The sequence below is a fragment of the Solihabitans fulvus genome (genome assembly GCF_008386585.1).
GTDB lineage: Bacteria > Actinomycetota > Actinomycetes > Mycobacteriales > Pseudonocardiaceae > Solihabitans > Solihabitans fulvus.
This window is the reverse complement of sequence record NZ_VUOB01000009.1, coordinates 1-24,313: the sequence shown is the minus strand read 5'-3', so window position 1 is coordinate 24,313 and position 24,313 is coordinate 1. Positions and strand designations below refer to the sequence as shown.

The 24,313-nt window shown below is 67.6% G+C and carries 23 protein-coding genes and 1 pseudogene; 9 read left to right on the top strand and 15 right to left on the bottom strand.

All coding sequences use genetic code 11. The features are described 5' to 3' along the window. Window positions 1-185 precede the first annotated feature (185 nt). Window positions 186-785 carry a thiopeptide-type bacteriocin biosynthesis protein gene (locus tag F0L68_RS05470; protein WP_149848356.1) on the top strand — a complete coding sequence of 200 codons (600 nt, stop codon included), beginning with the start codon at window positions 186-188 and terminating at the stop codon, window positions 783-785. 210 nt (window positions 786-995) lie between these two features. Here F0L68_RS05470 and F0L68_RS05465 read toward each other — a convergent pair whose 3' ends face one another. Then, a complete protein-coding gene (locus F0L68_RS05465; RefSeq protein WP_149848355.1) occupies window positions 996-1,568 on the bottom strand; it encodes a peptidase inhibitor family I36 protein in 573 nt (190 codons plus the stop codon). A gap of 229 nt (window positions 1,569-1,797) precedes the next feature. Between F0L68_RS05465 and F0L68_RS05460 the strand changes: the two genes are divergently transcribed. Both F0L68_RS05460 and F0L68_RS05455 read left to right on the top strand, forming a co-directional pair. Beyond that, window positions 1,798-2,817 (top strand): hypothetical protein, encoded by a 1,020-nt coding sequence (locus F0L68_RS05460; protein ID WP_149848354.1) that lies wholly within the window; start codon window positions 1,798-1,800, stop codon window positions 2,815-2,817. A 456-nt stretch (window positions 2,818-3,273) separates the two neighbouring features. Further along, window positions 3,274-4,971 (top strand): P-loop ATPase, Sll1717 family, encoded by a 1,698-nt coding sequence (locus F0L68_RS05455; protein WP_149848352.1) that lies wholly within the window; start codon window positions 3,274-3,276, stop codon window positions 4,969-4,971. Window positions 4,972-5,442: 471 nt separating this feature from the next. On the opposite strand, the gene F0L68_RS05450 is transcribed toward F0L68_RS05455, so the two are convergent. From F0L68_RS05450 to F0L68_RS05415, 7 genes and pseudogenes are all read right to left on the bottom strand, one after another. Further along, the gene (locus F0L68_RS05450; protein WP_188316405.1) at window positions 5,443-5,895 is read right to left on the bottom strand and encodes a MarR family winged helix-turn-helix transcriptional regulator; all 453 of its coding nucleotides are present in this window, start codon (window positions 5,893-5,895) and stop codon (window positions 5,443-5,445) included. Then, entirely contained in the window at window positions 5,892-6,326 is a 435-nt protein-coding gene (locus tag F0L68_RS43360) for an SRPBCC family protein (protein WP_149848349.1), read from the bottom strand. The genes F0L68_RS05450 and F0L68_RS43360 overlap by 4 nt, the downstream gene beginning before the upstream one ends. Before the next feature lie 70 nt (window positions 6,327-6,396). Next, window positions 6,397-6,870 (bottom strand): annotated as a pseudogene (locus F0L68_RS43355) (alkaline phosphatase family protein); the annotation flags it as partial. A gap of 1,591 nt (window positions 6,871-8,461) precedes the next feature. Further along, entirely contained in the window at window positions 8,462-8,689 is a 228-nt protein-coding gene (locus F0L68_RS05430; protein WP_223198518.1) for a DNA-binding protein, read from the bottom strand. Next, a complete protein-coding gene (locus tag F0L68_RS05425; RefSeq protein WP_149848345.1) occupies window positions 8,686-8,895 on the bottom strand; it encodes a hypothetical protein in 210 nt (69 codons plus the stop codon). The genes F0L68_RS05430 and F0L68_RS05425 overlap by 4 nt, the downstream gene beginning before the upstream one ends. After that, window positions 8,885-9,184, bottom strand: coding sequence for a hypothetical protein (locus tag F0L68_RS05420; RefSeq protein ID WP_149848343.1), 300 nt, complete (start codon window positions 9,182-9,184; stop codon window positions 8,885-8,887). Before F0L68_RS05420 ends, F0L68_RS05425 begins: the two co-directional genes overlap by 11 nt. 2 nt (window positions 9,185-9,186) lie before the next feature. Then, window positions 9,187-9,897 carry a type IV secretory system conjugative DNA transfer family protein gene (locus tag F0L68_RS05415; protein ID WP_223198517.1) on the bottom strand — a complete coding sequence of 237 codons (711 nt, stop codon included), beginning with the start codon at window positions 9,895-9,897 and terminating at the stop codon, window positions 9,187-9,189. On the opposite strand from F0L68_RS05415, the gene F0L68_RS05410 reads away from it, so the two are divergent. Both F0L68_RS05410 and F0L68_RS05405 read left to right on the top strand, forming a co-directional pair. Next, a complete protein-coding gene (locus F0L68_RS05410; protein WP_149848341.1) occupies window positions 9,881-10,294 on the top strand; it encodes an SRPBCC family protein in 414 nt (137 codons plus the stop codon). The two genes, F0L68_RS05415 and F0L68_RS05410, sit on opposite strands and share 17 nt — an antisense overlap. Before the next feature lie 259 nt (window positions 10,295-10,553). Beyond that, window positions 10,554-11,393 (top strand): IS5 family transposase, encoded by an 840-nt coding sequence (locus F0L68_RS05405; protein WP_149848340.1) that lies wholly within the window; start codon window positions 10,554-10,556, stop codon window positions 11,391-11,393. 66 nt (window positions 11,394-11,459) lie between these two features. Here F0L68_RS05405 and F0L68_RS05400 read toward each other — a convergent pair whose 3' ends face one another. The 5 genes from F0L68_RS05400 to F0L68_RS05380 all read right to left on the bottom strand — a co-directional run bounded on the left by F0L68_RS05400 (window position 11,460) and on the right by F0L68_RS05380 (window position 17,880). Continuing rightward, window positions 11,460-11,918: an SUKH-3 domain-containing protein gene (locus F0L68_RS05400; protein WP_149848339.1), complete on the bottom strand. Its 459-nt coding sequence runs from the start codon at window positions 11,916-11,918 to the stop codon at window positions 11,460-11,462. Window positions 11,919-11,932: 14 nt separating this feature from the next. After that, the gene (locus F0L68_RS05395; protein ID WP_149848338.1) at window positions 11,933-16,471 is read right to left on the bottom strand and encodes a DUF6531 domain-containing protein; all 4,539 of its coding nucleotides are present in this window, start codon (window positions 16,469-16,471) and stop codon (window positions 11,933-11,935) included. Continuing rightward, window positions 16,468-16,791: a type VII secretion target gene (locus F0L68_RS05390; protein WP_149848336.1), complete on the bottom strand. Its 324-nt coding sequence runs from the start codon at window positions 16,789-16,791 to the stop codon at window positions 16,468-16,470. Before F0L68_RS05390 ends, F0L68_RS05395 begins: the two co-directional genes overlap by 4 nt. 10 nt (window positions 16,792-16,801) lie before the next feature. Further along, window positions 16,802-17,407: a YbaB/EbfC family nucleoid-associated protein gene (locus F0L68_RS05385; protein WP_223198516.1), complete on the bottom strand. Its 606-nt coding sequence runs from the start codon at window positions 17,405-17,407 to the stop codon at window positions 16,802-16,804. A 98-nt stretch (window positions 17,408-17,505) separates the two neighbouring features. Next, window positions 17,506-17,880 (bottom strand): hypothetical protein, encoded by a 375-nt coding sequence (locus tag F0L68_RS05380; protein WP_149848335.1) that lies wholly within the window; start codon window positions 17,878-17,880, stop codon window positions 17,506-17,508. A gap of 438 nt (window positions 17,881-18,318) precedes the next feature. Here F0L68_RS05380 and F0L68_RS05375 point away from each other — a divergent pair, with 438 nt between their 5' ends. Next, complete coding sequence (locus F0L68_RS05375) at window positions 18,319-20,541, top strand: tetratricopeptide repeat protein (RefSeq protein ID WP_149848333.1); 2,223 nt, start codon at window positions 18,319-18,321, stop codon at window positions 20,539-20,541. 162 nt (window positions 20,542-20,703) lie between these two features. On the opposite strand, the gene F0L68_RS05370 is transcribed toward F0L68_RS05375, so the two are convergent. Beyond that, entirely contained in the window at window positions 20,704-21,297 is a 594-nt protein-coding gene (locus F0L68_RS05370; RefSeq protein ID WP_438672249.1) for an IS1634 family transposase, read from the bottom strand. Window positions 21,298-21,575: 278 nt separating this feature from the next. On the opposite strand from F0L68_RS05370, the gene F0L68_RS42165 reads away from it, so the two are divergent. After that, window positions 21,576-21,767 carry a LuxR C-terminal-related transcriptional regulator gene (locus tag F0L68_RS42165; RefSeq protein WP_188316404.1) on the top strand — a complete coding sequence of 64 codons (192 nt, stop codon included), beginning with the start codon at window positions 21,576-21,578 and terminating at the stop codon, window positions 21,765-21,767. 50 nt (window positions 21,768-21,817) lie between these two features. Here the strand turns inward: F0L68_RS42165 and F0L68_RS44510 are convergent, their stop codons facing one another. Continuing rightward, entirely contained in the window at window positions 21,818-22,477 is a 660-nt protein-coding gene (locus tag F0L68_RS44510; protein ID WP_149848373.1) for a serine hydrolase, read from the bottom strand. Between F0L68_RS44510 and F0L68_RS05355 the strand changes: the two genes are divergently transcribed. Together F0L68_RS05355 and F0L68_RS05350 are read left to right on the top strand one after the other, a co-directional pair. Further along, complete coding sequence (locus tag F0L68_RS05355; RefSeq protein ID WP_149848332.1) at window positions 22,476-23,351, top strand: NAD-dependent epimerase/dehydratase family protein; 876 nt, start codon at window positions 22,476-22,478, stop codon at window positions 23,349-23,351. The two genes, F0L68_RS44510 and F0L68_RS05355, sit on opposite strands and share 2 nt — an antisense overlap. A gap of 43 nt (window positions 23,352-23,394) precedes the next feature. Beyond that, window positions 23,395-23,820, top strand: a complete 426-nt coding sequence (locus F0L68_RS05350) for a DUF2871 domain-containing protein (RefSeq protein ID WP_149848330.1) — start codon at window positions 23,395-23,397, stop codon at window positions 23,818-23,820. Window positions 23,821-24,313: the final 493 nt, after the last annotated feature.

Genomic DNA, 24,313 nt, shown 5'->3' with positions numbered 1-24,313 from the left:
TCGCGCCGCGAACGCGCCCCGCCGAGCGTGTCGAGCACGTCGGCACCGGCCGACGATGGTCCACTACGGACTCTTTGCCGCCGCGCGAGGGAGTGCTCGATGGTTCTCGCCGACTCGATGAGCCCAGGATTCAACCCCTACGGCGGTTTCGGCCTCGTCCTGGGCATCCTGCTGATCGTCGTCCTATGGACGGTGCTCACGAAGGCCGGCCACCCGGGTGGGCGGCGATCATCCCGATCTACAACCTGTACACCCTGATCAAGGTCGCGGCCGGACTGGACACCATCCACGATCTGTTCTGCGCCGACAGCAACGGCGCCCTGGCGTACTTACGCCACGACACTCCCAGCCTCGGCCGCCGGGAACTATCTGTCCTGCTGTTGAGCGGGCTGCTGCACGCTGCCGGGCTCGACGGATTCGAGCGCGGCGACGTCTTCGACAAAGTCTCCCGACTGCGACCCGCACCCACCGACGCCGATGCCGATGCCCCACGAATCGAGCATCTGGCGAAGGATGTGCGCGTTCTCCTGTCGATTCCGGACCTGCTCACCAGCGAGCTGTTCACCATCGGTGGTCCGGTCTCGCACGCCGCGCCCTGGCTCGCCGCGTTCCAGGCCGCAGGCCGCCGGCTCGGCGACGCCGCTGCGCGTGGACGCCTCGACCGCGGCGTCCGCGCGATCCTCACCCACGTAGTGATCTTCCACTGGAACCGATTCGGGCTGTCGGCCACCAGCCAGGGCATCCTCGCCCGTGCAGCGACTGCGGCCTGGCTGCATCGGAACTAACCGCGGACCCTACGACACCCACTGGCGGCTCAACCATCTCAGGTGCGGAGATGCTGGCGATGCCGGTGAACAAGGGGGAGACGGTGAAGATCTCCGTGGAGGGCAAGGGAGACCTGACGGCCATCGTGTCCTGGCCCCAGGTGGCGAGGTAGCCGCAGCCGACGTGGCGTGTGCTCCCCGGCACAGCCGCCGAGGAGCACACGCCACGGGTCAACAGGGCATGGTGTAGGAAACCGGAGACCAGTCCGCGTCGGCCTGACCCCAGTAAGCGGGCGGCGTGGTGTAGATGCGCGTGCGGTGGTAGTCGAACATGTACGCCCGAACCCCGGGTGTCTCATTGTTGATCCAGGACCCTGACGGTTCCCACCAGGGATTCGGGTACATCTTGTTGCACGTGTACATCTTGATCTCGTCGCCAGAGAAGGTGTTCCAGTGCCAAGCGCAGAAGTAGTGGTACGGGCAGGCGGATGCCGCAGTGGGCGCGAACGTGGAGCCCAGTTCCCGTACGTACTTTTCGCCCGTGGCGACAAAGAGGATCTCGCCGCCGTCGAACGCGACCTTGTTGCTCGCCACCTGCCTGCCGCCGGACGACGCGACGTAGGCGTCGACCTTGCCCTGCAAGTCGGCGATCTGCGCGTCGGTGAGACCGGCTCGATGTGCCTGCGCGATCATCACTGGGCGACTGGCCGCCGAGTTCGTCATCTCCGCGTTGGCTGTTGCTGAGCCGACAACCACAGCCAGCAGCACGACCAGCGCGGTGGCGCATCGACGAAGAAGCTGCATCGTTCCTCCTTCTGCTCAGCCTGCGCCCGGTGTTCGGACGGGGTCGCTGAGGACTGCAAACCTGTCAGATCACCCTTTTTCGCGTCGTCCAACCGTCGGTTGAGTAGCTGGTAAACCTGCGCGGTAGCGATCACGGTGCGCGGAGCTCGGCTCGCCGGACCTTCCCCGATCTCGTCCGGGGCAACACCGTCGCGAACTCCACCGACCTCGGCCGCAGGTCCGGCGCGAGGTGCAGCGCGAACAGGTCCGCCAGGCCGGTCAGGCGTTCGCTCGCGTCGATCGTGCGCTGGCCGCGTTGGGTGAGGTCGACCAGATAGTGGCCGCAGGGGTCACCACAACTGGGGAACGTCAGGTGACCACCGCCCGTAACGGCGCGCTGGATCGGCTTGCCGGCGCGGAGATTGTCGCCGCACACGCCGCCAAGGACCGCGACGCCGCCCACGCCGACCTCGCCGTGCTGAAACGCGAGTTGGACCGGCGCAGCGCCGACGTGCTCAGCCCGTTTGGCGACGCCATCGCTCGCGCCACTGCCGAGCAGGCCGGAATCCAAGGCCGCCTGGAGATGTTGGAGCGCCTGCGGGAACCACACCAGCGCGTCGCTGGGATGCGTGACCATACCGGAGGCCTAGCCGAGCAGATCGCCGAGTTGACCCGCCAGCGCGACGCCCTCATCCGCGAAACCGCAGTCGCCAGCGACCTGTTCAACGACCTGGACGAACGCTTCGCACACGTCACCAAAGGCCTGAAGCTACCGTGGTTCTCCGGCCGTGCCCGCGTCGACAGGGAGACCTATCTGCCGTTGGTCGACCAGCAACAATTCCAGCAGGTCAGCCACGGCATCCGCAGCGCGTTGTCGGTCGGTTACAGCGTCGCCCTGCTGCGTTACGCCCTGGACCTGGGCACGACCAGCCTGCCCAGCCTGCTGGTCATTGACTCGCCGAAGAAGAACGTCGGCAATGGCGAGTACGACAGTGCTTTGGCCCACCGCATCTACGCCAACTTCCTCGAGTACGACGACTCCCGCAGCCAGATGGGCACCTTTGCAGGCAAGGCCAAGTTCGGCTCTACGCATTCTCGCGGCTACCAGGTCATCCTCGTGAACAATGATCTTCCCGAGGAGATCTCCAACAGCATCATCGAGATGCCCATGACCCACGAACAGCCCTTCATCCCAGGAGTCGCCAACGCTCACGTCGATGAGGACTCTGCCGCAACGGACGTGGAGTCCTCAGTGGACGATGATCAGTAGCCGGAGATGGACGCCCATCGCACGTAGCGCACAGCATTCGACGACGCCGAGTAAGTCATCGTCCTGTCCGCCACATCCCATCAGCACTGTTCTGCGCTGCTGCGTCGACCACGCCCACGGTCTGACAGGCGCCTCTACGAGAAACACAGTGCATCGGTGACCGACGTCCGCCCGTGCGGTGGGGCGAGCACACATACGCTGAGGAATGACATCGTGTTCGGTGCCGGCCACTACCTGCCCAGGGTCGCTTGCAGCGACCGGCTGCTCGCGCACGTGGTGTAGCAGACTGGCTGGGCATCACGGGCAGGCGAGCTCGCTCCAGGGGAGGCGCGACGTTGGAGACAGTCGAGTGAACCTGACTGAGTATGGGTCCTATCCGGCCACAACCTGATTGAGTAGCCGATCGGGGCGGCGCCGGAGCGTGGTCCGGCCTGCGGCCAACTGTGAAGTGATCTGATGCACAGGGCGGTCGATCTGCTGGCGGAGTGGGCCGCCGGTTGGACCTCTGATGCGGCGGACCAGGTCGCAGGACTGATCACCACCGTGCTTGGCGGGGATACCGCCGTGCAACGCCTGCTGGCGGAGGCCGCCGAAGGGTCCGTGACCGACCGGACACGCCAGCGGGCAGCATTGGCGCTAGAGGACTACGCCGAACGCGTCCCGAGCTTTGCCAGAGAGTTGGACGCGGCCCTGCACACGGCGGGCACCGAAAATCGGGCAGTGAATGCCTTCGCGCCGATCCAACTGAGCACGCGGTCAGCGCTGTCCTCCGCGACGGACGCGGTCATCGCCGAGGATGTGGACGTGGTCGAGCGCCTGTTCTTCGGCCGCGACGACGCTGAACATGACATGGCCGATGGCCTACTGCGTGAGGGTTTCATCCAGACCAAGGCGTTCTCCGAAGTGCTGTCCGGTCGCAAGAACTTGATCATCGGACGAAAGGGGTCGGGCAAGAGCGCGATCTGTATGCGGCTGTCGATGGGGGGCCTGAACCCCGGCGAGACCTGCCTGATCACCCCCGACGAGACCTCGGGCGAGGAGTTGCGCCGCTTCGCGCTGGGCGGACTGACCGGGTCTGCAGCCAAGGCGCTGCTGTGGCGATACTTGATCGCCGTCCACGCGGCCCGCTACCTCGTGCAACACGCCGGCGGAGCTGGTCACCGGCGCCGCAGGACCTCCTCGGTGGTGGCGCTGCAGCGGTTCCTACGTGACAACGGCGAACTGGCCGACGAGAACCTTTACCACCGGATCGTCCGGGCCGGTCGAGGGTTGATGTCCTCGTTGTCCCTGGACGCGTTCGGGGTGAAGATCGCACTCGGCACCAACACCGCTCCCGAAGCTGTGCGGGCTTCCCGGCAACTGGAGGTCGTCGAGACCGGAGTACAGAATGCCTTCACGGACTTGGGCTGCGCCGAGGAACACGGGGCCCTTCTGGTGGTGGTAGACCAGTTAGAGCAGGTCTGGTCAGGCGAGCCGGAGAGCGAGGCCCTGGTTACAGGGCTGCTGCTAGCGGGTAAGCATGTAGCACTGGCCTACAAGAAGTCGCTGCGCTGCGCGCTCTTTATGCGGTCAGACATCTACGATGGGCTGGAGTTCAGCGACGCCGACAAGTTCCACAGCGACGAGATTCGCATCAGCTGGACGGCCCGCGAACTGCACCAGTTGGCGATAACCCGCGCCAGCGTCGCCCTGGGGCGACAGCTTGAGCCGAGTGAGCTGTGGGGAGAGGTCTTCCCCACCACGGTGCACGGTGAGCCTACCGCTGACTACCTGTTCGCCAGGAGCCTACCCAGGCCGCGCGACGCGATCCAGTTCCTCAACCAGTGCAGGGACACCGCCTTCGGCAACGGTCACCATCGGATTCTGGAGACCGATGTGCTGGAGGCGACGCTGGTGTTCTCTCGGTGGAAGGTCCTCGACCTGGCCAAGGAGTACGGGGTCCGGTTCCCGTTCCTGGACGGTCTGCTGACTGTGTTCCGGGACGCGGGCTACGAGTTGACCCGGACATCCTTCGCCGAGATGTTCCTGCCCTTTCGGGACCTGTTGGTGCAGCGGCATCGTCAGTACGCGGACCTGTTCGACCCGGATGCGGTCATCGACCTGCTGTTCTCGGTGGGGTTTCTGGGGGTCCGCCGCCACGACGGCTACGCCTAAGCCGGGACCACGGAAATGTCCATCAAGCCCCAGGAGTCCGAGTTCTGCGTACACCCGTGTTTCCGGCCTGCGCTCGGCATCGTGCGGCCGCACACAGAGCCCGTGCGGAACGCGATCACGGGAACCGTGGTGGGCGCAGTCGTCCAAGCCGACAGAATCGAAGGCAGCATTGTTTTCCACGACGGGCACGGGTCATGATGTGAGCATCCCGCCCCCTGCTGACCATGGGGCGGGATGTAGCAGCAAGGCATGGCGGAATCGGTGCACCCACTGTCGAAATACCCGACAAAGGGGCAATCAGCTCGCGCACTCGCTGGCCTGGGGCCGCGTTCTCGACGAACGGTCCGATGCGGACAGCGGTGTCGCCAGCCGATATCACCAACGAGTTCTTCGGTCCATGTGTGAGTGGTGTCGGTGCTCTCGATTCCTGACTCCGCTTCGGCCCAGGCGTTGTCGCCCTTGATCCATTAGCTAACGGTCCCGCTCACCGCCGCCGCGCTGTTCCGCGATGCGGCGCAGCGTGCCGCGCAGGTCGGCGGACTCCGCGCCGAAGAACATCGCGTCCACGTCGCGCGCCACCTGGGTGGCGCGGCGGGCCAGCGCGCGGCCGTCCTCGGTCAGGGTCAGCCGCAGCGCGCGGGCGTCGGTCTCGTGCGCCTCGCGGACCAGCAGGCCCCGCTCCTCCAGGCCGCGCAACACCTTGGAGGCCATCATCCGGTCCGCGCCCGCCTGCTCCGCGGCCTCCTGCTGGGTCGGCGGGCCGTCGACGTGCTCCAGCCAGCCGGTCGAGGCGAGCAGCAGGAACTGAGTGGGCGTGAGGCCGAGCGGGCGCAGCCGCGCGTCCAGTTCGGCCCGCCAGGCCAGCGCCGCCTGGTGCAGCCAGAATCCTGGCGACAGCAGCGGCCCCGACTCCCCCCGGGTCACGCCGCCGTCGCCGCGCGGCGGGCCGCCTCGCGCTCCAGCGCGGCGAACGTCCGGCTCATGTCCCTGCGGATGCGCCGGCCGAAGTAGAGCCGGAACAGCGGCACCAGCGGGCCGTACACGTGAACCGACTTGACGCACCGAATGCGGCCGTCCCCCAGCGCCTCGAACGTGTTCTCGCCGACGAGCCTGCCGCCGGGCAGCGCGCACTGCGACGCCCAGCTACGCCCTTCGACCACGTCCGTGATGGTCCAGGTCGCGCCGGGGGCGCCGTGCGGCTTGGACCACCCGGTCGCGCCGGCCGCGAACTCGCCGTCGATCCTGGCGTCCTCCTCGTGCGGGTCCCAGGCACGCCAGTTGTCCACGTCGGTCACGACCGACCACACCGTGGCCAGGTCGCCGTCGATGACCGTCTCGTCCGTGATGCGATACATGACTGCCCTCTCGTTTGTTGTCACGACGACTATAACTGTCGTCGCGACAACAAGCAAGAGCCGCGACGTCGCAGTCGTGCATGGTGTTGCAGGAGTTCGGCTCGAACCACACGAAGTTCGGCGTGGTCGCGGTGGAGCCGAGATCGGTCCACCATCGCGTGATGGGCTGGAGCTTGTCCTGGCAGCGCGCCGGGTCCGCGGCCACGTCGCGGAAGAACGGGAACGGCACGTTGTCGGGGTCGTAGTGGCCGTTCTTGGCGAGGTTGCACGGGCTGTGCATGTCCTCGACGTACCCGCGCCACGACTTGCCGGCCCGCTCGGCCAGGTTCCCGATGTTCGGCGTGGTGAGCGAGCCGATCGCGCCGGGCATCGGGTTGTCCACGTGCCCGAACGTCGACCCGCCCGCCACCGCCATGTAGTTGGGGTCGCTCGGGTGGATCAGGCCGTAGGACTGGCCGAGCACGACGTTGTTGCTCGCGAGCCTGCTCAGGTAGCGCGCGGCGGAGTTGCCGATCACCTGGTCGTAGGACTTGTTCTCCACCATCACGAAGAACACGTGGTCGAACGCGGGCACCGTGGACGCGGGCGGCGCGGGCACGGCCGGGGCGGCCAGCGTGGCCGACAGGGTGAGCGAGAGGTCGTCCGCGTAGGCGTCGTTGTAGCGGTTCGCCCGGTTCGGGTCGCCGGTCAACTGGAACACCGTCCCGATCGACCTGGTGCCGGCCGGCACGCCGCCCACGCTCGCCCGCTGCAGCAGGGCGGTCGTGTTGCCGCGGTCGGCTGAGGTGACCGGGCCGATCTGGGCCGTGCCGAGGGAATTGCCGGCGCCGTCGCGGAAGCTGATCCGCACGGTGGCCGTCGACGTCTCCGAATCATCGCCAGGGGTTCGCCGGTGCCCTCGATGCCGTGGTCGACGAACGAGCACAACGGGTGGAAACCGTAGCCTCGTCTAAATGTTGGCGCGGGGTTATCTGCAGTTGTTGCCCTGCTGGATCCCGTGGGGAACCGCGCGCGACTGTAGCTGGCCATCGAGTGCGGCGCTCCACCCTAAGTTCGGCCACTCGCCACGCACGACATCGACGGGCGGAGGCTCGGGCAACGCCCGAGCCGAGCCGGAACGGGTACTGAGGGCGTTGCGGCCGTCGCCGCAGTCGGGGCTACCAGAGCCCATCAGGACGGTCAAAGTCGTGGCGGTATGGCGCCACAGGCATGAGGTCATGCCCCTACAGGTGGTCCGCTGGGCTAGCAACGTCCGCAGGATGTGCGCCAGCAGAGCGGAGTCGCCCGTCCTCATCAGCCATACCAGGGCTTGCTGTGGGTGGAACAACGGTCAGATTCGGAGTCGCCGTGGTTCCGTATCTAGTGGTGACAGCGAATGACTTGAAATGTTATTCTCGCAGCTCAGCGCCAGTATGACGTACCGACGCCTATCGACGGATGACGGGTGTGTCCAGAAACGCCGGGCACACCTCGGGCACACCGACTCGACTCCGAAGGGTCCAGTGCCACTTCGCTCGAGCAGCGAGAACTCGTCGACCTTCCGCGCGCTCGGTGTAGGTCGGACACTGCCCTAGCCACGGGCCTGTCGGGGCCGAGCTGACCACCCCCGACACGGCAGGCCTGGCCACGCCCGACACCCACAGAGACGATCAGCAGGTGTGAGCCGGTCACCCTCGAAGTCCACTGACCTGCACTTCGAGGCCAGTTTCGTGGTCAAACGCGCGACGCGACACCGTGTTCGAGTCGCCGTGATTCCGTTTCGGACAGTGACGGCAGATGACCTGAAAGGCTGTTCTCGCAGCTTATCGCCGGTACGCCGTGCTGGCGGCTATCAACGGATGACGGGTGTGTCCGGAACTGCCCGGGCACACCACGGGCACATCGGCTCGCCATGCAAAGCGGAGATCAACGTGGAGCCCGGCCGGCCTTCGCGTCCCGCCTTACATAGAGAGGAATGAAGCTCGAGTCTGGCAGAACGCCTCGATCAACGAGGTCTTGGCGAGGTCGTCCAGGTCAGAGGCCGTGAGGTCTCCGGTCGGCAGCGTCTTCAGGTAGGTCGGCGTGAACTTGTCCAACTCCTGTGGAGGTGATCCGGCCAGTAGTCGGTGTCCAGGAGGGCGGCGATCTACGCGGCGCTACAGCTCACTACGCCGCGCAAAGGGCAGCTCAACATCAAGGACGTGCAGTAGCCCGGCAGTGGGTACGCGGTACGTATCGCCGACCTTGATGACCGAGCAGGGGAAGATCCCCAACCGCGCGAGCTCGTAGGCCTTGGTGCGGCCGAATCCGAGTGCGCGGGCTGCGGTCATCAGATCGACGGCGGCGGGCAGGTCACCCAACTCCGACAGTGTCAACGGCATCATGGCCTGGCTCCCTTCTCGTCTCGTGTCACGGTGTCCACGACGCGGTGGTCGCCGTCCAGGCCGTCGGTGCTCGCCCAATCGGTGATGCGGGCGGCGAAGGCAGGACGCCATCGGTCGTGCCAGTGCTGGGCGTCGCGTTCGTTGGCCTCGGGCCCGAGGTTGGCCTGCCGCCATGTATAGGCGAGCGTCGCGATCTCAGCGGCCAACGCGGGATGCCGCTGCCAGCAGGCGGGGATCGCAGTGGTGTGCCGCCACGAAGGTCGTGGGGTCCTCGGCGGTCTCCGGTGCTGTGCCTACCACCCACGGCGCGAGTCGGTCAGCGGGGCGTGGCCCGGTGGGGAACAGGGCGTCGATCCGTTCCTCGACATGGCGTAGCCGGCCGCCCAGCAGCGTGAGCCTGGCCGAGAGGCGGCTGAGGATCGTGGTGAGGTCACGGATCTGGCCCTCCACCGAAGCGTCCCGGGCAGCGGGAGCGATCTCGTCGACGTGGTCCATGGTCAGCTCCCCTGCTCGCCGCGAACACCGCGAACACTGCGAACGTCGCGGCGCAGCGCGGGCCAGTCCGGTCGGCGGGACACGTCGAGCACCTTGGCCAGGATCGGGCGCAGGTGTCGGTGGATGACCAGGACCTGGTTGCGGCGCAGGGTGCGGACTTCGCCGGGCCGGTAGGTGGGGACGGTTTCGGTGCCCACGGAGGTGCGGCTGGGCGCGAACAGGCCGTCGGAGAACTGTTGGTAGCGGCGGCGGTCGTGCTGCCCGGTGAGCAGGGAGATCCATTCCAGGGTGCGTTGGTCCTTCAGGCCGCCGAAGACGGTGAGCGTGGTGGTGTTGTCCACCAACTGCCGGGCGCCTTCCAGGCCGTAGAGGTCTTCGAGTTGGGCCAGGGACTGGGTGTTCCAGTGGATCAGCACACCGCGGCCCGCCGAGTCGGAGATGACGTTGGGGAGGCGGAAGATGGGGGTGGCATTGGGGAGTTCGTCCAGGACGTTGCTCGCCGGTGGGTCCAGCCGCTTGTGGGGTTGTTGCAGGGCGAGTTCCTGTTCGGTGGACAGCATGTGGTCGGCCAGAGCGGTCAGCAGCGGTACGGCGTGAGCGGCCTGCTGTTTTGCTTGGGGCTTCAAAAGCACACGACACAGTGACGTTCTTGCGGGAGGCTCGGATACGAGGACTTCCAGCACAAGGAGAACGGGTATGGCGTCGATCCGCAAGGACATCGTGGTGCAAACCGATGCGGCCAGCGTCTGGGAGGCGGTACGGGACTTCGCGAACGTGCACAAGGTGCTGGTGCCGGGGTTCGTCGTGGACTGCGAGCCCGTGGACGATGAGCGCGGCGAGGCTCGATCGGTGACGTTCGCCACCGGACGGGTCGCCCGAGAACTGCTTGTCACCAGAGACGAGGAGGCCAGGCGGCTGGTCTACTCCGTGGTCGAGTCGCAGTTGCCCATCGTCCACTACAGCGCTGCCGTTGAGGTCAGCGAGGGCGACGACGGCCGGACCAGGGTGGTGTGGACCCTGGACCTGTTGCCCGACTCCCTCGCCGAGCCCATGGAGATGCTCATGAGCAAGGGCGCGGAGATCATGACACAAACCCTGACCAGTCGGTGAGCCTCATCGTCCGGCAGCCATTTCGTTAGGAGCTCTTAGTGGGGATTTAAACTGCCCTTGGCAGGATTTGCACCCTTTAGGTAAGACTCTTTTGGTGTGTTTCTGGCAAGTGAGCGCATCGGGGCAGCCTGGGGTCACGGTGGTCCGTCCGTTTAGTTGGCGCATAACCCTAGAATTCCGTCTGGTCTAGAAATGCCAGGAAACGCCGCACTGGCCACAGGACGCCGTCGATCAGGGGGCTCCGGTAAGAAATCCGTCCATGAGTCCGCGGAAGCCGTACCCCAGCGATCTGTCCGACGCCCGATGGGCGTTGATCGAGCCGACCTTGACCGCCTGGCGGAAAGCGAGGCTCGACCGCAGGCCCACGGGTCAGCCGGCCTCGGTGGAATTACGGGAGATATTCAACGCCATCCTCTACCTCAACCGCACGGGAATCCCCTGGAAATACCTCCCGCATGACTTCCCCTCGCACAGCGCCGTCTACTATTACTACGCGGCCTGGCGCGATGAGGGGATCTTCGCCCAGCTCAATTACGACCTGGTCAGCCTCGCCCGCGTCAAGGACGGCCGCGAGCCCAACCCGACCGCCTGCGTGATCGACACCCAGAGCGTGAAGACCTCCACCAACGTTCTCCTTGCCAGCCAAGGAATCGACGCCGCGAAGAAGATCGTCGGGAGGAAGCGGGGCGTCGCCACCGACGCGCTCGGACTGCTCCTCGCCGTGATCGTCACCGCCGCGAGCCTGTCGGAGAACGCCGTCGGAATACGACTGCTCGACCAAGCCAAAACGACTTACCCGACCATATCCAAATCCTGGGTTGACACCGGATTCAAGAACGCCACCGTCGAGCACGGGGCCACTCTCGGAGTCGACGTCGAAGTCGTCTCCAGAAACACCCAGAAACGAGGATTCCACGTCGTCAAAAGACGCTGGGTCGTCGAACGCAGTCTGGGCTGGATCATGCTCCACCGACGCCTTTCCCGGGATTACGAGACCCTTCCCGCCAGCTCCGAAGCGATGATCCACATCGCCTCGATCGACAACCTCGCCAAGCGCATAACGGACGAGACCACACCAACCTGGCGAGGCACCTACTAGGACACAAGCCGCAACACGCCCAAATTAAACGCCCTCTTAGTGCGTCCACAGGGTGTATGGCAGAACTCAGTGGACGGACCGGATCACGCGCGGCGGCCGCGAACACACCACGATCAGTTCCACCGCGTCGTTGACGGTGTTTCCGAGGTCGAGCATCTCGATGTCGTCGTACGAGGCCACCTGGCCACGTTCGCCGACGAAGACGCAACTGTTGGAAATCCACTCCGCCACTGGATAGAACCGCTGGTGGAACATGTCCTCCAGTTCTTCGGCGATGTCGTATGCGCCGCTGCCCGCCAGTTCCGGCTCGAACAGCAGAGCGGCCCGGTACTCGCCCTGCCCGACCGGGTGCACCCGCAGGCCGCCAAGGCTTTCCAGCAGATCCCTGACCAGTTCGGACAGGTGGTAGCCCTCGCTCCGCAGCACTCGGTCCCACGGCTCGACATCGACGTGCCGGCCCGGTTCCCAGCCGCTCGCCGTCAGCGCGCGGACCACCTCGGGCGAGAAGCTGTCGACGACCGCCATGCCACTGGCACCCTTCACCACGATATTCCGAGCGCACCCAACAGGGGCTGACAGTAGTTCTCGCACGGCAGGATTGGTGTGCCGTGCGCGGTTCCACCACTGTTGACCGAGCGTACTCGAACGGCCTGCATGGAACCACCGCGGAGCGCGTCGGGGCCTTCTTCGGCGACCGCCCTGGACATCGCGTTGACTTCCGCGCAGGCGCCGTGCCGACCACCAACCGGGCCGGCGACCCGCTCCATTTCCGATTTCAACTCCGGCGGAATGGGCACGCCTTCGCTGTTGTGCCCGTAGTACTTCTGCCCCGAGGGCGAGGTGTACTCGGCCGCGACCCGAGGGGTCGAGGCCTGGTTCTCCCCGCGCAGGCTGTCGGCATACTCGCCGAGCGGACACCGTTCCAACCCGAGCGGGTCGATCCACGCCGTCGGGTTCGGGACGTACGCGCCAGGATCGGGGCCGCCCGCCAGCCCCAGCGGGTCGTTGCTCTGGTACCGGCCCGTCGCCGGATCGTAGTACCGGTGGTAGTTGTAGTTGAGCTGGCTTTCCTGATCGTGGTAGTGGCCGGGAAAGCGCAGCGGGCAGGTCACACCGGCCGCGGCACGCGAGCCGCCGGCGCCCCACAGGTTCCTGCTGCCCTGCCAGACCAGCGCGCCGGTCGCGTCGACCAACTCGGTCGGCGTGCCGACCAGGTCGGTGACGATCGCGTAGAACTGCGCGTCCACCCACTGCTGTGCCGCGTCCCGCACGCTGGTCCGCTCGAGCTGGCTGACCGCACGGAACGAACCCGGTTGGTAGTCCCAGGTTGTGGTCCCGCCCCGATCGACACCGTCGGGCTGCGCGACGGTCCTGGTCTGCTCGGCGATGGTGACGTCGTCCCAGTGAAAGGTGATCTCCTCGGCGACGGCCGTGCCATCGGAAGTGAGGCGCCGCTTGGCGATCCGACGACCGAGCGCGTCATACCGGTAGCTCCACCGCTGGCCGTCCGGGGTGGTGACCGCGACCAGCCGGTCGTCGGCATCCCAGGTGTAGTGCCAGGTGTCCGGCTTGCGGGACAGTCGGATCTGTTGACGGATGACCACCCGCCCCTGGGGGTCGTACTGGAAGCGCAGATTGCCGGCGCGACGCAGGAGCGTGCCGGCGTAGTCGCGCGGTCCGGTCGCCTCCGGCTCGTCCGCGCCGACCCGGACGGTCGGCCAGTCGGCGTAGGCGATGGCGCCGGCGCGGCCGTAGCCGTACCGCTCGACGTGCTCCCCGGCACGAACCTCGGTCACCCGCCCGGCCGGGTCGAGGTCGAAGTCGCGCGGGCCGGCGAGCTGGTCGACAACGCCCTGAAGGTAGCCGTCCGACCGATAGCGGTAGGACCGGCGCTGGAGCAGGCCGGCTGTCCTGGTGTCGGGGCCGGACAGCGCCTGGCTGCGCAGCCGGTGGTTGGCGTCCCACGTCTGCATCAGGGTGGCCGCGCCGAGGTCGCGTGCCACCTCGCGGCCGGCGGCGTCGTAGCCGAAGCGCACGGTGCGCCCCGCGGTGTGCAGCGCGACCGGCCGGTTGGCGGCGTCGTACTCCCACACGCTCGCCGCCTCGGACGGGGTGGTGCGGCTGACCCGGCGACCGAGCAGGTCGTAACTGGAGGAGACGGTCGCGCCGTTGCAGGTCTCGGCGACGACGCGGCCAAGGATGTCCCGCTCGAAGACGGTGTCCGCGTGCGGGTTCGTCGCGCGCACCAGCCGGCCAAGCGGGTCGTAGGCGTAGCTGGTGCGGACGCCGTCGGCGTCCTCCTCGATCACGTTGCCCATCGGATCGTGGCGGTACCTGGTTATCTGGCCCGCGCCGTTGGTCCTGGCCACGAGTTGCCCTGCGGCGTCCCGGACGTAGGTCAACACCCGACCGTTGAAGTCGGTCTCCCGGACCAGCCGGCCGCAGGCGTCGTACTCGTACCGCCACACCAGGCCCTGGGGGTTGGTGACCGAGGTTGGGCGCAACTCGGTGTCATAGCTGAACTCGGTCCGCGCGCCGTCGGCCGTGATCTCGGCCACCGGGAGATCGAAGTTGCTGACCTCGGTGACGGTGTCGCCCCCCAGCGCATCGGTGCGGCGCACTGTGTTGCCTTCACCGTCGAAGTACCACCGCTCGGTCGTCCCGTCCGGCAGCGTCCGGGAAAGCGGTTTCCCCTCCACTGTCCACGCGAACCTGGTGACGCCGCCAACGGGGTCGGTGATGGCGAATACGCGGCCGAAGATGTCCCGCTGGTAGCTGGTCACCGCACCGGTCGGGTCGGTCGCGGCGAGCAGCAGACCCGCCGCGTCGTGGCGGAGCGTGCCGGTCTGGCCGAGCGCGTCGGTGACGGCCACCGGATTGCCCCGCTCGTCGAACGCGTAGCTGGTGCGCACGCCGGTCGGATCGGTGACCGAGGTGCGGTTGCCCCGGTCGTCGTACTCGTGCGACCAGGTCGCCCCGTCGGGTTCGACGACCGTGGTGGGCAGGCCGAGATCGTTGTACGCCACTCGGAGCTGGTTGCCGTCCGCGCGGGTGACGGCGACGAGGTTGCCGGCGTCGTCGTAGTCGCACCGCACGGTGCGGCCGAGCGCGTCGGTGCGGGACCGCAGCCGGTGGTGCGCGTCCCAGTCCGAGCTGACGGCGTTGCCGAGCGGGTCGACCTCACGGATCACCTGAAGTCGTTCGTTCAGTTGGAAGGTGGTGGTGTGCCCGAGGGAATCGGTCGACCTCGTCACGAGGTTTGTCGTGTCGTACTCGAACGTGTAGCTGAGGCAACCGTCCTTGCCGTCGCCCCTGACGCAGCGGCCGCCCTGGTCGTAGGTGAAGCGGTACCAGACGCCGTTTCGGTCCTCCCACCGCGTGATCCGGCCGTCCGCGTCATAGTCGTAGCGCATCGGCAGGGTCGAGGAGTTGGCGACCTCGACCAGTCGGCGGCGATCGTCGTAGCGGTACCGCGTCGTCGGCGTGTCGTGGCCACCGAGGGCCCGCAGCCGAATGCCCGTGATCAGCCCGTCTTCGGTGTCCACGGCGAGGTGATAGCCGCCGGAGTGGCGGATGTCGGTGATCGCACCGGTCGCGTCGTAGTCGATGTCGATGCGGTTGCCGTTGCGGTCGGTGATCGCGGTGATCGGCAGCCGGTTCGTGCCGGTGGCCGCGAAGTGCAGCGTCCTGCCCAGTTTCTGGTCGGTCACCGTGTAGCCGCCGTCGGCGTCGCGGGCCAGCCGCACCGGAGCGCCCTGGACGGGGAGCACGTACCCGGTGTCGCCGGGCACCGGGTAGTCGAGCAGCATCCCGTCGGCGGCGGCGAAGTGCACCGAGTCCGACTCGACCTCAACCCTCTGGTCCACAGTGGACGCCCAGGACGGGCCAAACCAGCGTCCGACCCGGTAGGAGGACCGGTGGGTGCGGGAGATCACAAGCGGTAGCGCGCCAGGCAGGTCCACGTCGGTCTGCGTCGTGAACATCACCCCGGTGGACACGTCGACCGGGTCGCCGGCCGCCGGGGTGCCCTCGGTGGGCTTGGAGTTGGCGGCGGGCTCCTTGTTGGCGTCCTTGACGCTCGGGTTGTCGCTGTGCGGGCTGCTGGCGGGGTCGTGTCCGCCGGGGGTGGTGCCGTCTCCGTGCGTGCCCGACGTGGTCGTGGTCGACGGGTCGTGGCCGCCGGGTGACATGGCCGGGTCGTGTGCGCCGGATGGCGTGGTGGAGGGTTCGTGCGGCGTGGTGGAGGGCGTGTCTCCGGCACCTGAGGTGGAGGTGTGTGGTTCACCTGCCGAGGACGGGGAGGTGTGCGGTTCCTCGCCACCCTTGCCGTGTAGGGCTTTCATGGCCTTCTGGATTCCGCCCCAGATCTCCTCAAGCTTGCTCATCATGGGCCGCAACGCTTTGACGGAGTTGATGAGCTTCTTGATGACCGCGCCGATCTTCTCCGTCCAGGCGGCGACCTGCTCGATGACCTGGGCGACGACCACGGGGGTGCCGAGGCCGAGGGAGAAGACCTCCTCCAGCGCGTCCTGGATGAAGTCGCCGACGGCCTGGGTGACCATGTCCCGCACGATGCCACGCACCGCGCCGGTGATCACCCCGACGATGTTGACGACGGTGCCGATGGTGTTGGCACAGGTTGCGGCGGTGGAGAGCGCGTCGACCTTGTCCTTGATGTGGCTGCGATACGCGTCGGCGGCCGGGCCGGTCCAGCCGGCGGTGTCGTTGGCGACGGCGGCGGTGAGGTCCTTGCCGGCCTGGTCCACCGCCTTGCCGACGTTGCCCCAGGTCTGGGAGTAGGCGGCGATCTGGTCGGCGTCCCCTGCGAGCTGGTTCAGCGCGTCCTGCAGGGGTTTGACGTGTTCGATCAGCCAGTTCAGGCCGTAGGAGATCAGCGTGCCGACCGGGTTCATGGCCATCGTGAGCAGGTCGAGGCCGGTGCCCAGCGCCGCGAGGCCGCCCTCGACCCAGCTGCCCGACTCCACCCCATCGTAGACGCCGGCCGCGTCGTCGATCAGGTTGATCCCGGTGTGCCAGTTGGTGGAGTCCTGTTTCTGCGCGACCAGCGGATTGCTCACGACAGACCGCCCTGGATGGTGGTGAAGCTGGCGCTGTTGGACTGGTCGACCGTCTCGTAGTGCGCCGCGGTGTTCTTCACCTCGTCGGCCACCGAGTTGATCGACTGCTGAGCCAGTTGGAGGGCGGCCACGCCCGGCGCGGACACGGCCATCACGATCGGCACGAACAACGGGCCGCAGATCATTCCGTAGGCCTGCGTGCTGAGCGCGACCTGTTGGGCTGCGGACAGTGCCTGGCCCAGCGTGGCCGCCACCTGTTGCACCGAGGTGGCGTGACTCTGCAACTGCCCGGTCGACACCTGGTAACCGCCGTCGGTCATGGTTCCCCCGTCACAGCTTCTGCGTGAACGACTGGTCTGCCCAGCCGTCGTCCTCGTCACTCGGGATGGCCGGCCGGCGGCGTGGGGCCGGCGGCGGCACCGCGGGTGGCGGTGGAGGTGGAGGTGGAGTTGGAGTTGCCGGAGCCGGCGGCGGTGTCGGGTCGTCTTCCAGGCGGCCCACCGACAAACTGGTCACCGCCTCGCTCTCGGCTGAGGCCTGCTCGGGCGGCGGTTCGGGGAACTTCGCCTGGTAGGCGCCGACGATCGTGTCTCTGGTCCGCTGGTCGTCGCCGATCGTGGCCGCCATGACCTCGCCAAGCCGCTCCGGCAGCTTCGCCTGCGCCCGCTTCATGGTGGCCAGCACCGCCGTCGCCACCTGGGCGCCCGGCAGCTCCCGCGACCGATCGGTGATCCGCAGGTCGGTGACGTTGCCGCCGGAGTCGACGGTGACCGTGACTATGCCGTCCTTCGACGACTCCGTCACCGACACCTGCTCCGCCTGCACCCGCATCGCCTGGTAGCGCTCGGCCTTCGCCTTCGCGCTGGCCACCCACTGGTCCACCCCGGCGGCGGCATCGCCATCGCCGCCACCGATGTTGGGCGCTGGATCAACCACCGTCACCGTCCCCTGTCGTCACCGCGCGCAGGCCGTGACGGCACGCCGCCGCAGGCCCCCTGCCCGCACCTGCGGCCTGGTCGTCCGCAGCGATGACGCTAACCGCGGCCGATGAAATCCTGATGACACACCAGGACCGGCCGGCACGACGGCGTCAGCCGAATTCGCGGTCGGGCGGGGTCGGGCAGGGTCGGGCTGGCCGCGTCGAGCGCGCCGAGAAACCACAGCGCCGCGGGCACCGGATCGGCCTTGGCGGGCTGGTCGTTGATCACGGCCAGCAGCCGCCAGTACCGGGAAACCCTCGTGTCGGCACCGATGCGGACTCGTTCGGCCAGCCAGGCGCGGGACTCCGGGTCATCGGCGCGACGGTGCGCCTCGGCGAAGACGGCGACCAACTCGTCGACGATCACCCGTGCCCGCGCGCCGGTCGGCGGGCGGCCCGACACCACGACCGGCCGGTTCTCCATCCCCACCGCCATTTCCTCGTGGTGGCTAGGCTCGCTCGGTCGTAGTCGCCATCGGGCGTGTCGCTCCGATGCGGTCCGCGAACTCGCCCAGTCCGTGGGGAGCGCGGGGCTGCGTGGACGTGCCGGCAGCAGTGCCTGAACCGAGGGACGCCGACGTCCTGCGGCGCGAGGATCTCGGCGATGACCAGCTCCTCCAGACCGCGGTCCGGGCGGCCGTACCTGATCAGGGCACGCGCCCGGTCGATGCGGTAGCGCACCCGACGCTCGGTGGTGCCCAACTGCTCGAGCCTGACGTGGCCGGATCGGCGGCTGGCCACCGCAGCGATGGGGTGCCACGGTGGCCACACCAGCCGAGCACAGCCGGGGGCGGTCATGCGACGGACGCGGTGGCATTGGCAGGCATGGCCGGCGTGGGGGCTCTTGGTAGCGGCGGGGACGTTGGGCGTGGCAGCCGGCGCTCTGGCCACGGTGTGGGTGTCCGGGCCAGCCGCGTCCGCGGTGGGCGCTGGTTTGGCGGTCGCGGTGTTCGGGGTGACCAGCGAGCGGGCCAAGGCGCTGCTGAACAAGCGAGCCGAGCAGCGAGAGACGCTGCCCCGGCACGTCCTGGCCGCAGGCGCGTCCGGCCGGCCGCGTCGGGTACGCGAGCTGGACGACCCGATCGCGCTGGGTGTGCACCCCGCCGAGGCGATCACCAGGGCGGTGGACGGTCGCACCGTGGTGGACCGGGTGCCCCCCTATGTACCCCGCGACGACCAGCATCGGCTGCGGGAGCTAGCAGACGCCGGCGGGTTCGTGTTGCTGGTCGGCGATTCGACCGCCGGCAAGACCCGCGCCGCCTACGAGGCCATGCGCGCCCTGCTACCTGACCACGCGCTGATCGTCCCGGCCGGGCGGACCTCCTTCACCGCGATTGTGCCCGCAGTCCAGGCGGAGCGGCGATGCGTGGTCTGGCTGGACGACCTGGAGCGCTTCCTCGGCGCAGGAGGGCTGACTTCCAACACCATCAACCGGCTGCTCGACTCCGAGGGCGGGCGGGACACTCTGGTGCTGGCCACAATGCGCAGCCGCGAACACGACCGGTACAGCGCCCGAGAGGAGCCCGAATTCCACGGCCCGGAGCGGGACTCTTGGCGAGACGCCCGCAGCGTGCTTGAGCTGGCCACAGTAGTAGAACTGCGTCGCGGATGGAGTGACGAAGAGTTGCGACGCGCTCGTGCCTACGCCGACGACCCTCGTATCCGGTCGGCCTTGCCCAAGGCGGGCCCGCTAGGGCTCGCCGAGTTGCTCGCCACAGGACCACAATTGACCCGCGATTGGCGCAACGCCTGGCGACCCGGGGCGCATCCACGCGGGGCCGCCTTGGTAGCTGCCGCTGTGGACTGCCGTCGCGCCGGCCTCCATGAGCCCCAAGCCCTCGAAACGCTGGCCGAACTCTCCGAGCACTACCTCGCCGCAGCAGGCGGCGCGCTCCTGCGCCCCGAGCCCCTCGATGACGCCCTCACCTGGGCTACTGCGCCCAGCCAGGGGGCGAGCAGCCTACTTCTCCCGAACGACGACGGCCGCTTCCTCGCGTTCGACTACCTCATCGATGTCGCGGGCCTGGACCGTATTCCCCAGGCCACTTGGGACGCCCTCGTCGCGCGCGCAACACCTGCCCAAGCCTTCGACCTCGGGCAGGCAGCTGAACAACGCATGCTGTACCCGACTGCGGCGTCCGCATATCGGAATGCGGCTGGCATTGCCGATGCCGAAGTAGCATTGGCATGGGCAATCAGTAATTCAGGGGAGCCACTGTCTGCTCTGCGAGAGGTCGACGAACTGCTCGCCCTGAGGCGAGCCACCTACGATCCCAGCGACCGCAGGATCCTTCGTATCAGATGGGCGCAGGCATACTGTCAGATGCTCGCGGGATATTTCACCCTCGCGACGGCGGCGTTCGCACAACTTGCTGACGACCAATCTCGCTTGCTTGGACGCGACGATCCCGAAGCCCTGGAGACCCGACGTGAGCACGCGGTTGCCCTGGCAAACATGGGTGATTTCCCGCAAGCAACCCAGATCCTGGAAGAAATCATTGAGCGCCAACAGACTGTATTGGGCCCGAGTCATCCCAGCACACTGATCTCCCAGGGGTATCTGACTCAGCTTCTCTCTGAGTGCGGAGACTTTGAGCGCGCATTGAAAATTTCTACAGAGCTGTGCGCTGCTTGGGAGCGCGTATCCGGGCCCGATAGCCCATGGACCCTCCGAGGCCGTGGCGGCCTGGCCCTCGCTACGTTTCGGGCAGGTAATCCAGCGCGGGCGGCGGAGTTACTCCACGAACTGGCTCGGGATCGTGAGCGTGTCCTCGGCACTGAACATTCACATGTCCTTCTGGACAAATGCTGGCTCGTAGTATTCGAATCAATGGCCGGCAACAAAGACCAGGCCACGGACCTCCTCGCCAAGCTGATCGCAGATCGGAGGAGTTCGTTGGGCGAGAGTTCGTCATACGCTGTTCTTGCTGCCGATCTAATAACCCTCATCGCGTCTGGCGGCCGCCCCAGCGGCACCGGAATGCGGCAACGCCTCTCCGACTTCTTGCGGGCATGCGCCAGCGTTCTGGGGACACAGCACCCCTTCGTGTCCGCGCTGCGTCACAGTCTCGGCGAGCTGCTCCCTGATTAGTCGGGTGTCGTCTACCAGGTCCGTGTCAGCTCTCTGGGAGCAGCAGCGTAGTTGCCTCCATCCCTGATTCCCGCGGCCGTGCCTGGGGTCGGCTGGTGGGTGGTGCGGCCCGAGCGGCTCGGTCACGCATCGCCGGGATCGGGGAACCCGAGTTGGCTCAAGTTAGTGCGCATCTGATCGGCGATGGATCTCATCGAGAGCGGCGCGGAGGTCGTCTGGGGTCGGGTCGGCAGCCGTGATGGTCGGCTGTCCGGCCTGGATCTGGATGGTGCGGTAGCGGCGGGCGGTGCGGACGAACTTCTTGATCGACCAGCCGGTGCGGTCCTCGATCCAGTGGCTGATCGCGAGGGCGGCGAACACGATGGTCAGGTGAGCCTCGATCGAGTCGCGTTTGCGATGGTAGATCGGCCGGGCCTGTAGATCGTGCTTGGACATGCGAAAGGACTTCTCGATCTGGAACAGCTGGTGGTGGGCGTCGATCACGAACCGTGCTGTCACTGGGGTGCCGTCAGGGCAGGCGGTGAGGTTCGTGACGTAGCCCTTGAGCCCGGCCAGAGTCCTGGCTTTAGCCTCCAGGTCCCGGTTGACGGTCTTGGTAGCGCCGGAGAGGTGGATGAACCGGTTGCGCTTGACCGGGGCCTTGCCGGCGACGGCCTTCTCGGCTTTCGCGACCTGGTGTCTGCTCTCAGGTCGGTCATCGTGAGTGTTCGCGCGGTCCAGCACCGTCCATCGTCGCTGATCTCGACCAGCACGCAGCCTTCTTGTGCGGCGAGACGGCGGGCGACTCCTAACACTGATCGGTGGCTAAACCAGTGGGTCAACAGCTCTCCAGCGCGGGAACCGGCGCGGTCGGCCTGCAGCCTGATGGTGCGGGAGCAGGCGAGCACAGCTGCGAGCGCGGTCATCAGTTCGACCACGTGATGTCCTCTTCTCGGGGTTCATGAGGATGCCGGGTGGGAGGTTCGGGGGACCCACCCGTCACCACGCCCGAGTGCCGGTGATGTGCCAGCAGTTCACTCCAACGAGTGGGACCGGTGACTCGCCTTCGACCAGTGCCCCAGTGCGGCATGGCGGTGATCTCGTGCGCCAGCAGGCCGAGGACCGACCCCAGGACCGAGGTCGTGTCCACAGAGGTGTTGCGGCTGCTGGCGAAGGCCTGCGGCAACATCGAGATCGCCGCCGCGATGCGGGTCGGCGAGGAGACCGTGACGACGCACGTGTCGTGAGTGCTGGCCAGACTCCGCCGGCGCGACCGGATCCGGGCGGTGGCAGAAGCTCACGTCCACGGCCTGGCGTCCAGCGACCGGCCATGGCCAGTCGCGCGATCCTTGATCTGAATCGTCCGTTTCAGGCCGTTGGTGTGGTTGAGCAGCGTGATCGCGTCGCCCTGCGGCACCTGGCCGGGCAGCCACTTGCCGACCGGGTCGTTCAGGGCGAGCCGGCCGTCCGCGACCAGCCGCAGGACCAGGGTGGCCATGACGGTCTTGGTGTTGGAGCCCATCCGGAACTCGTCCCCCGCCGCGAGCCTCGCGTCCCGCCTGGTCCCGGACGCCTGCTCGGCGATCTCGACGGGCCGGCCCCTGCCGTCGTCCACCCGCACGACCACGCCCGGCGCGCCGGCGTCGACCAGCTTGCGCGCCAGCGCCCTCAGCTGCGCCTGGGTGCCGGCGGTGGCTGCCGCGCCGGCGAGGCGGTCGCGGTCGCTGTCAGCCCGAGCGTCAGGACCGAGGCCGCGATCACGGCCGGCACTGTTCGAGGGCTGCGACGGGAGGCGCTGTGCGCCGGAAAAGCGTTGTGTGACATGGAGTCGGTCTCCTCCATGTCGGACTTCGTGGACGACGCCAGACTCCGGCCGACCACTGGTAGCGCGCGCACAGCGCGCTGGCAGACGCTGCTTAGACTCATGATCGCGAAGGAGTTCAGAAAGGAATGACATGCGCGTTCTGCTCATCGGCGGCAGCGGTTACCTCGGGACCGTCCTCGCCGAGCACCTGTCGACGCTCGGCCACGAGGTCGTGGTGCTCACCCGCCCGGCCAAGGCGAACACCGAGACCCCCTACGAGCGCCGCGTCGGCGACCTAACCGACCCCGCCTCGCTCACCGCGGCCGTCACGCCCGACATCGACGCCGTGATCAACCTCGGCCAGCCCAGCGGCGACGAGGCCGTCGACCGCGCCGCCATCGACGCGCTCACCGCCCCGTTACGCGGCACCGACCGCGCCTTCCTCTACACCAGCGGCGTCTGGGTCCTCGGCGCGACCGGGGACACCACCGCCGACGAGGCCACCCCGACCAACCCCATCCCGATCGTCGGCTACCGGCCGGCCATCGAGAGCCACGTGCTGGCCACCGCGCAGGACGGCGTCCGCGCCACCGTGGTGCGTCCCGGCGTCGTGCACGGTCGGGGCGGCGGCATCCCCGCGATGCTGGTCGACCTGGCCCGCAGGCAGGGCGCTCCGGTGGCCGTCGCCGACCTGTCGGTGCGTTGGCCGATGATCCACGTCGACGACCTGGCCACCCTGTTCGCCATGGTCGTCGAGAACGCGCCCGCCGGCACCCTGTGGCACGGCGTGACCCAGCCCGCCGTCTCGGTGCGCGACCTCTCCGTCGCCGCGGGGCAGGCCGCCGGGGTCTCCGGCGAGCCGCAGGTGTGGCCACTGGAGGACGCGCGGGCCGAGCTCGGCGCGCTGTTCGCCGACGCGCTCGCCCTGGACCAGTCCGTCAGCGGCGACGCCGTCCGCGACCGCCTCGGCTGGCAGCCCAGCAACACCGACGCCGTGGCCGACCTGGCCGCCGGCTCTTACCGCTGAACGACCGCTCCCCCATCACCACCTCTGCAAAGGTCACATCTCCATGCGGAAAATCCTCAACACCGCGCACGTCTACATGATCATCGGCGTGCTCAGCGGCCTGTTCTACCGCGAACTCACCAAGGCCAACGACTTCACCGGCGACACGCAACTCAGCGTCGTGCACACCCACCTGCTCGCGCTCGGGATGCTGTTCTTCCTGATCGTGTTGGCCCTGGACAAGGTGTTCGACATCAGCGGTGAGAAGCTGTTCACCTGGTTCTACTGGGTCTACAACGCCGGCATGGTCGTGACCGTCGGGATGATGGCCCTGCACGGCTCGCTCACGGTGCTCGGCAAGGCCAGCGGCGCAGCCATCTCGGGCATCGCCGGACTCGGCCACATCCTGCTGACGGTCGGGCTGGTGCTGCTGTTCATCACCCTCGGCAAGCGGATCCCGGCCAAGGCCAAGGCCAAGCAGGACGCCTGATCCGACGCGGTCTCCCACGCCCCGCGGCAGCCGGCGTGGGAGACCGGCACGCTCAGACGTCGCCGGCGACCACGCGCCCGGCCCACACCACCAACTCCCGCGTCGGCACGTCGACCACCACCTACTTCAACCGGGTCCGGAGCATTGCCTTTCGCGCCACCGACCTAGCCACTCACCGAGACCACCGACCGCACCGCAGGCGCCATCCTGGCCCGCCGTCAGCACGCCGCCGGCCTGCTCCGCGATTGCCAAGGAGATCGGGCGCGCATGAACTCCACCTTCGAAGGCCGTCTATCCCGAAGCTCTGCGGCACGTCTTGTCAGTATGCCGTTCGCAGACTCCTCATCCTCGCCACACCAAAGGCAGTATTGCCGCGATACAAGACTTTCTCGCCAAGCACCACGTACCGACTCATGGCACCTGACACAGATTCGCCGACGACCAGCACGATCCACCACCACAAGCTGACCAGCGCGGGTCTGTCAAGTGTTCG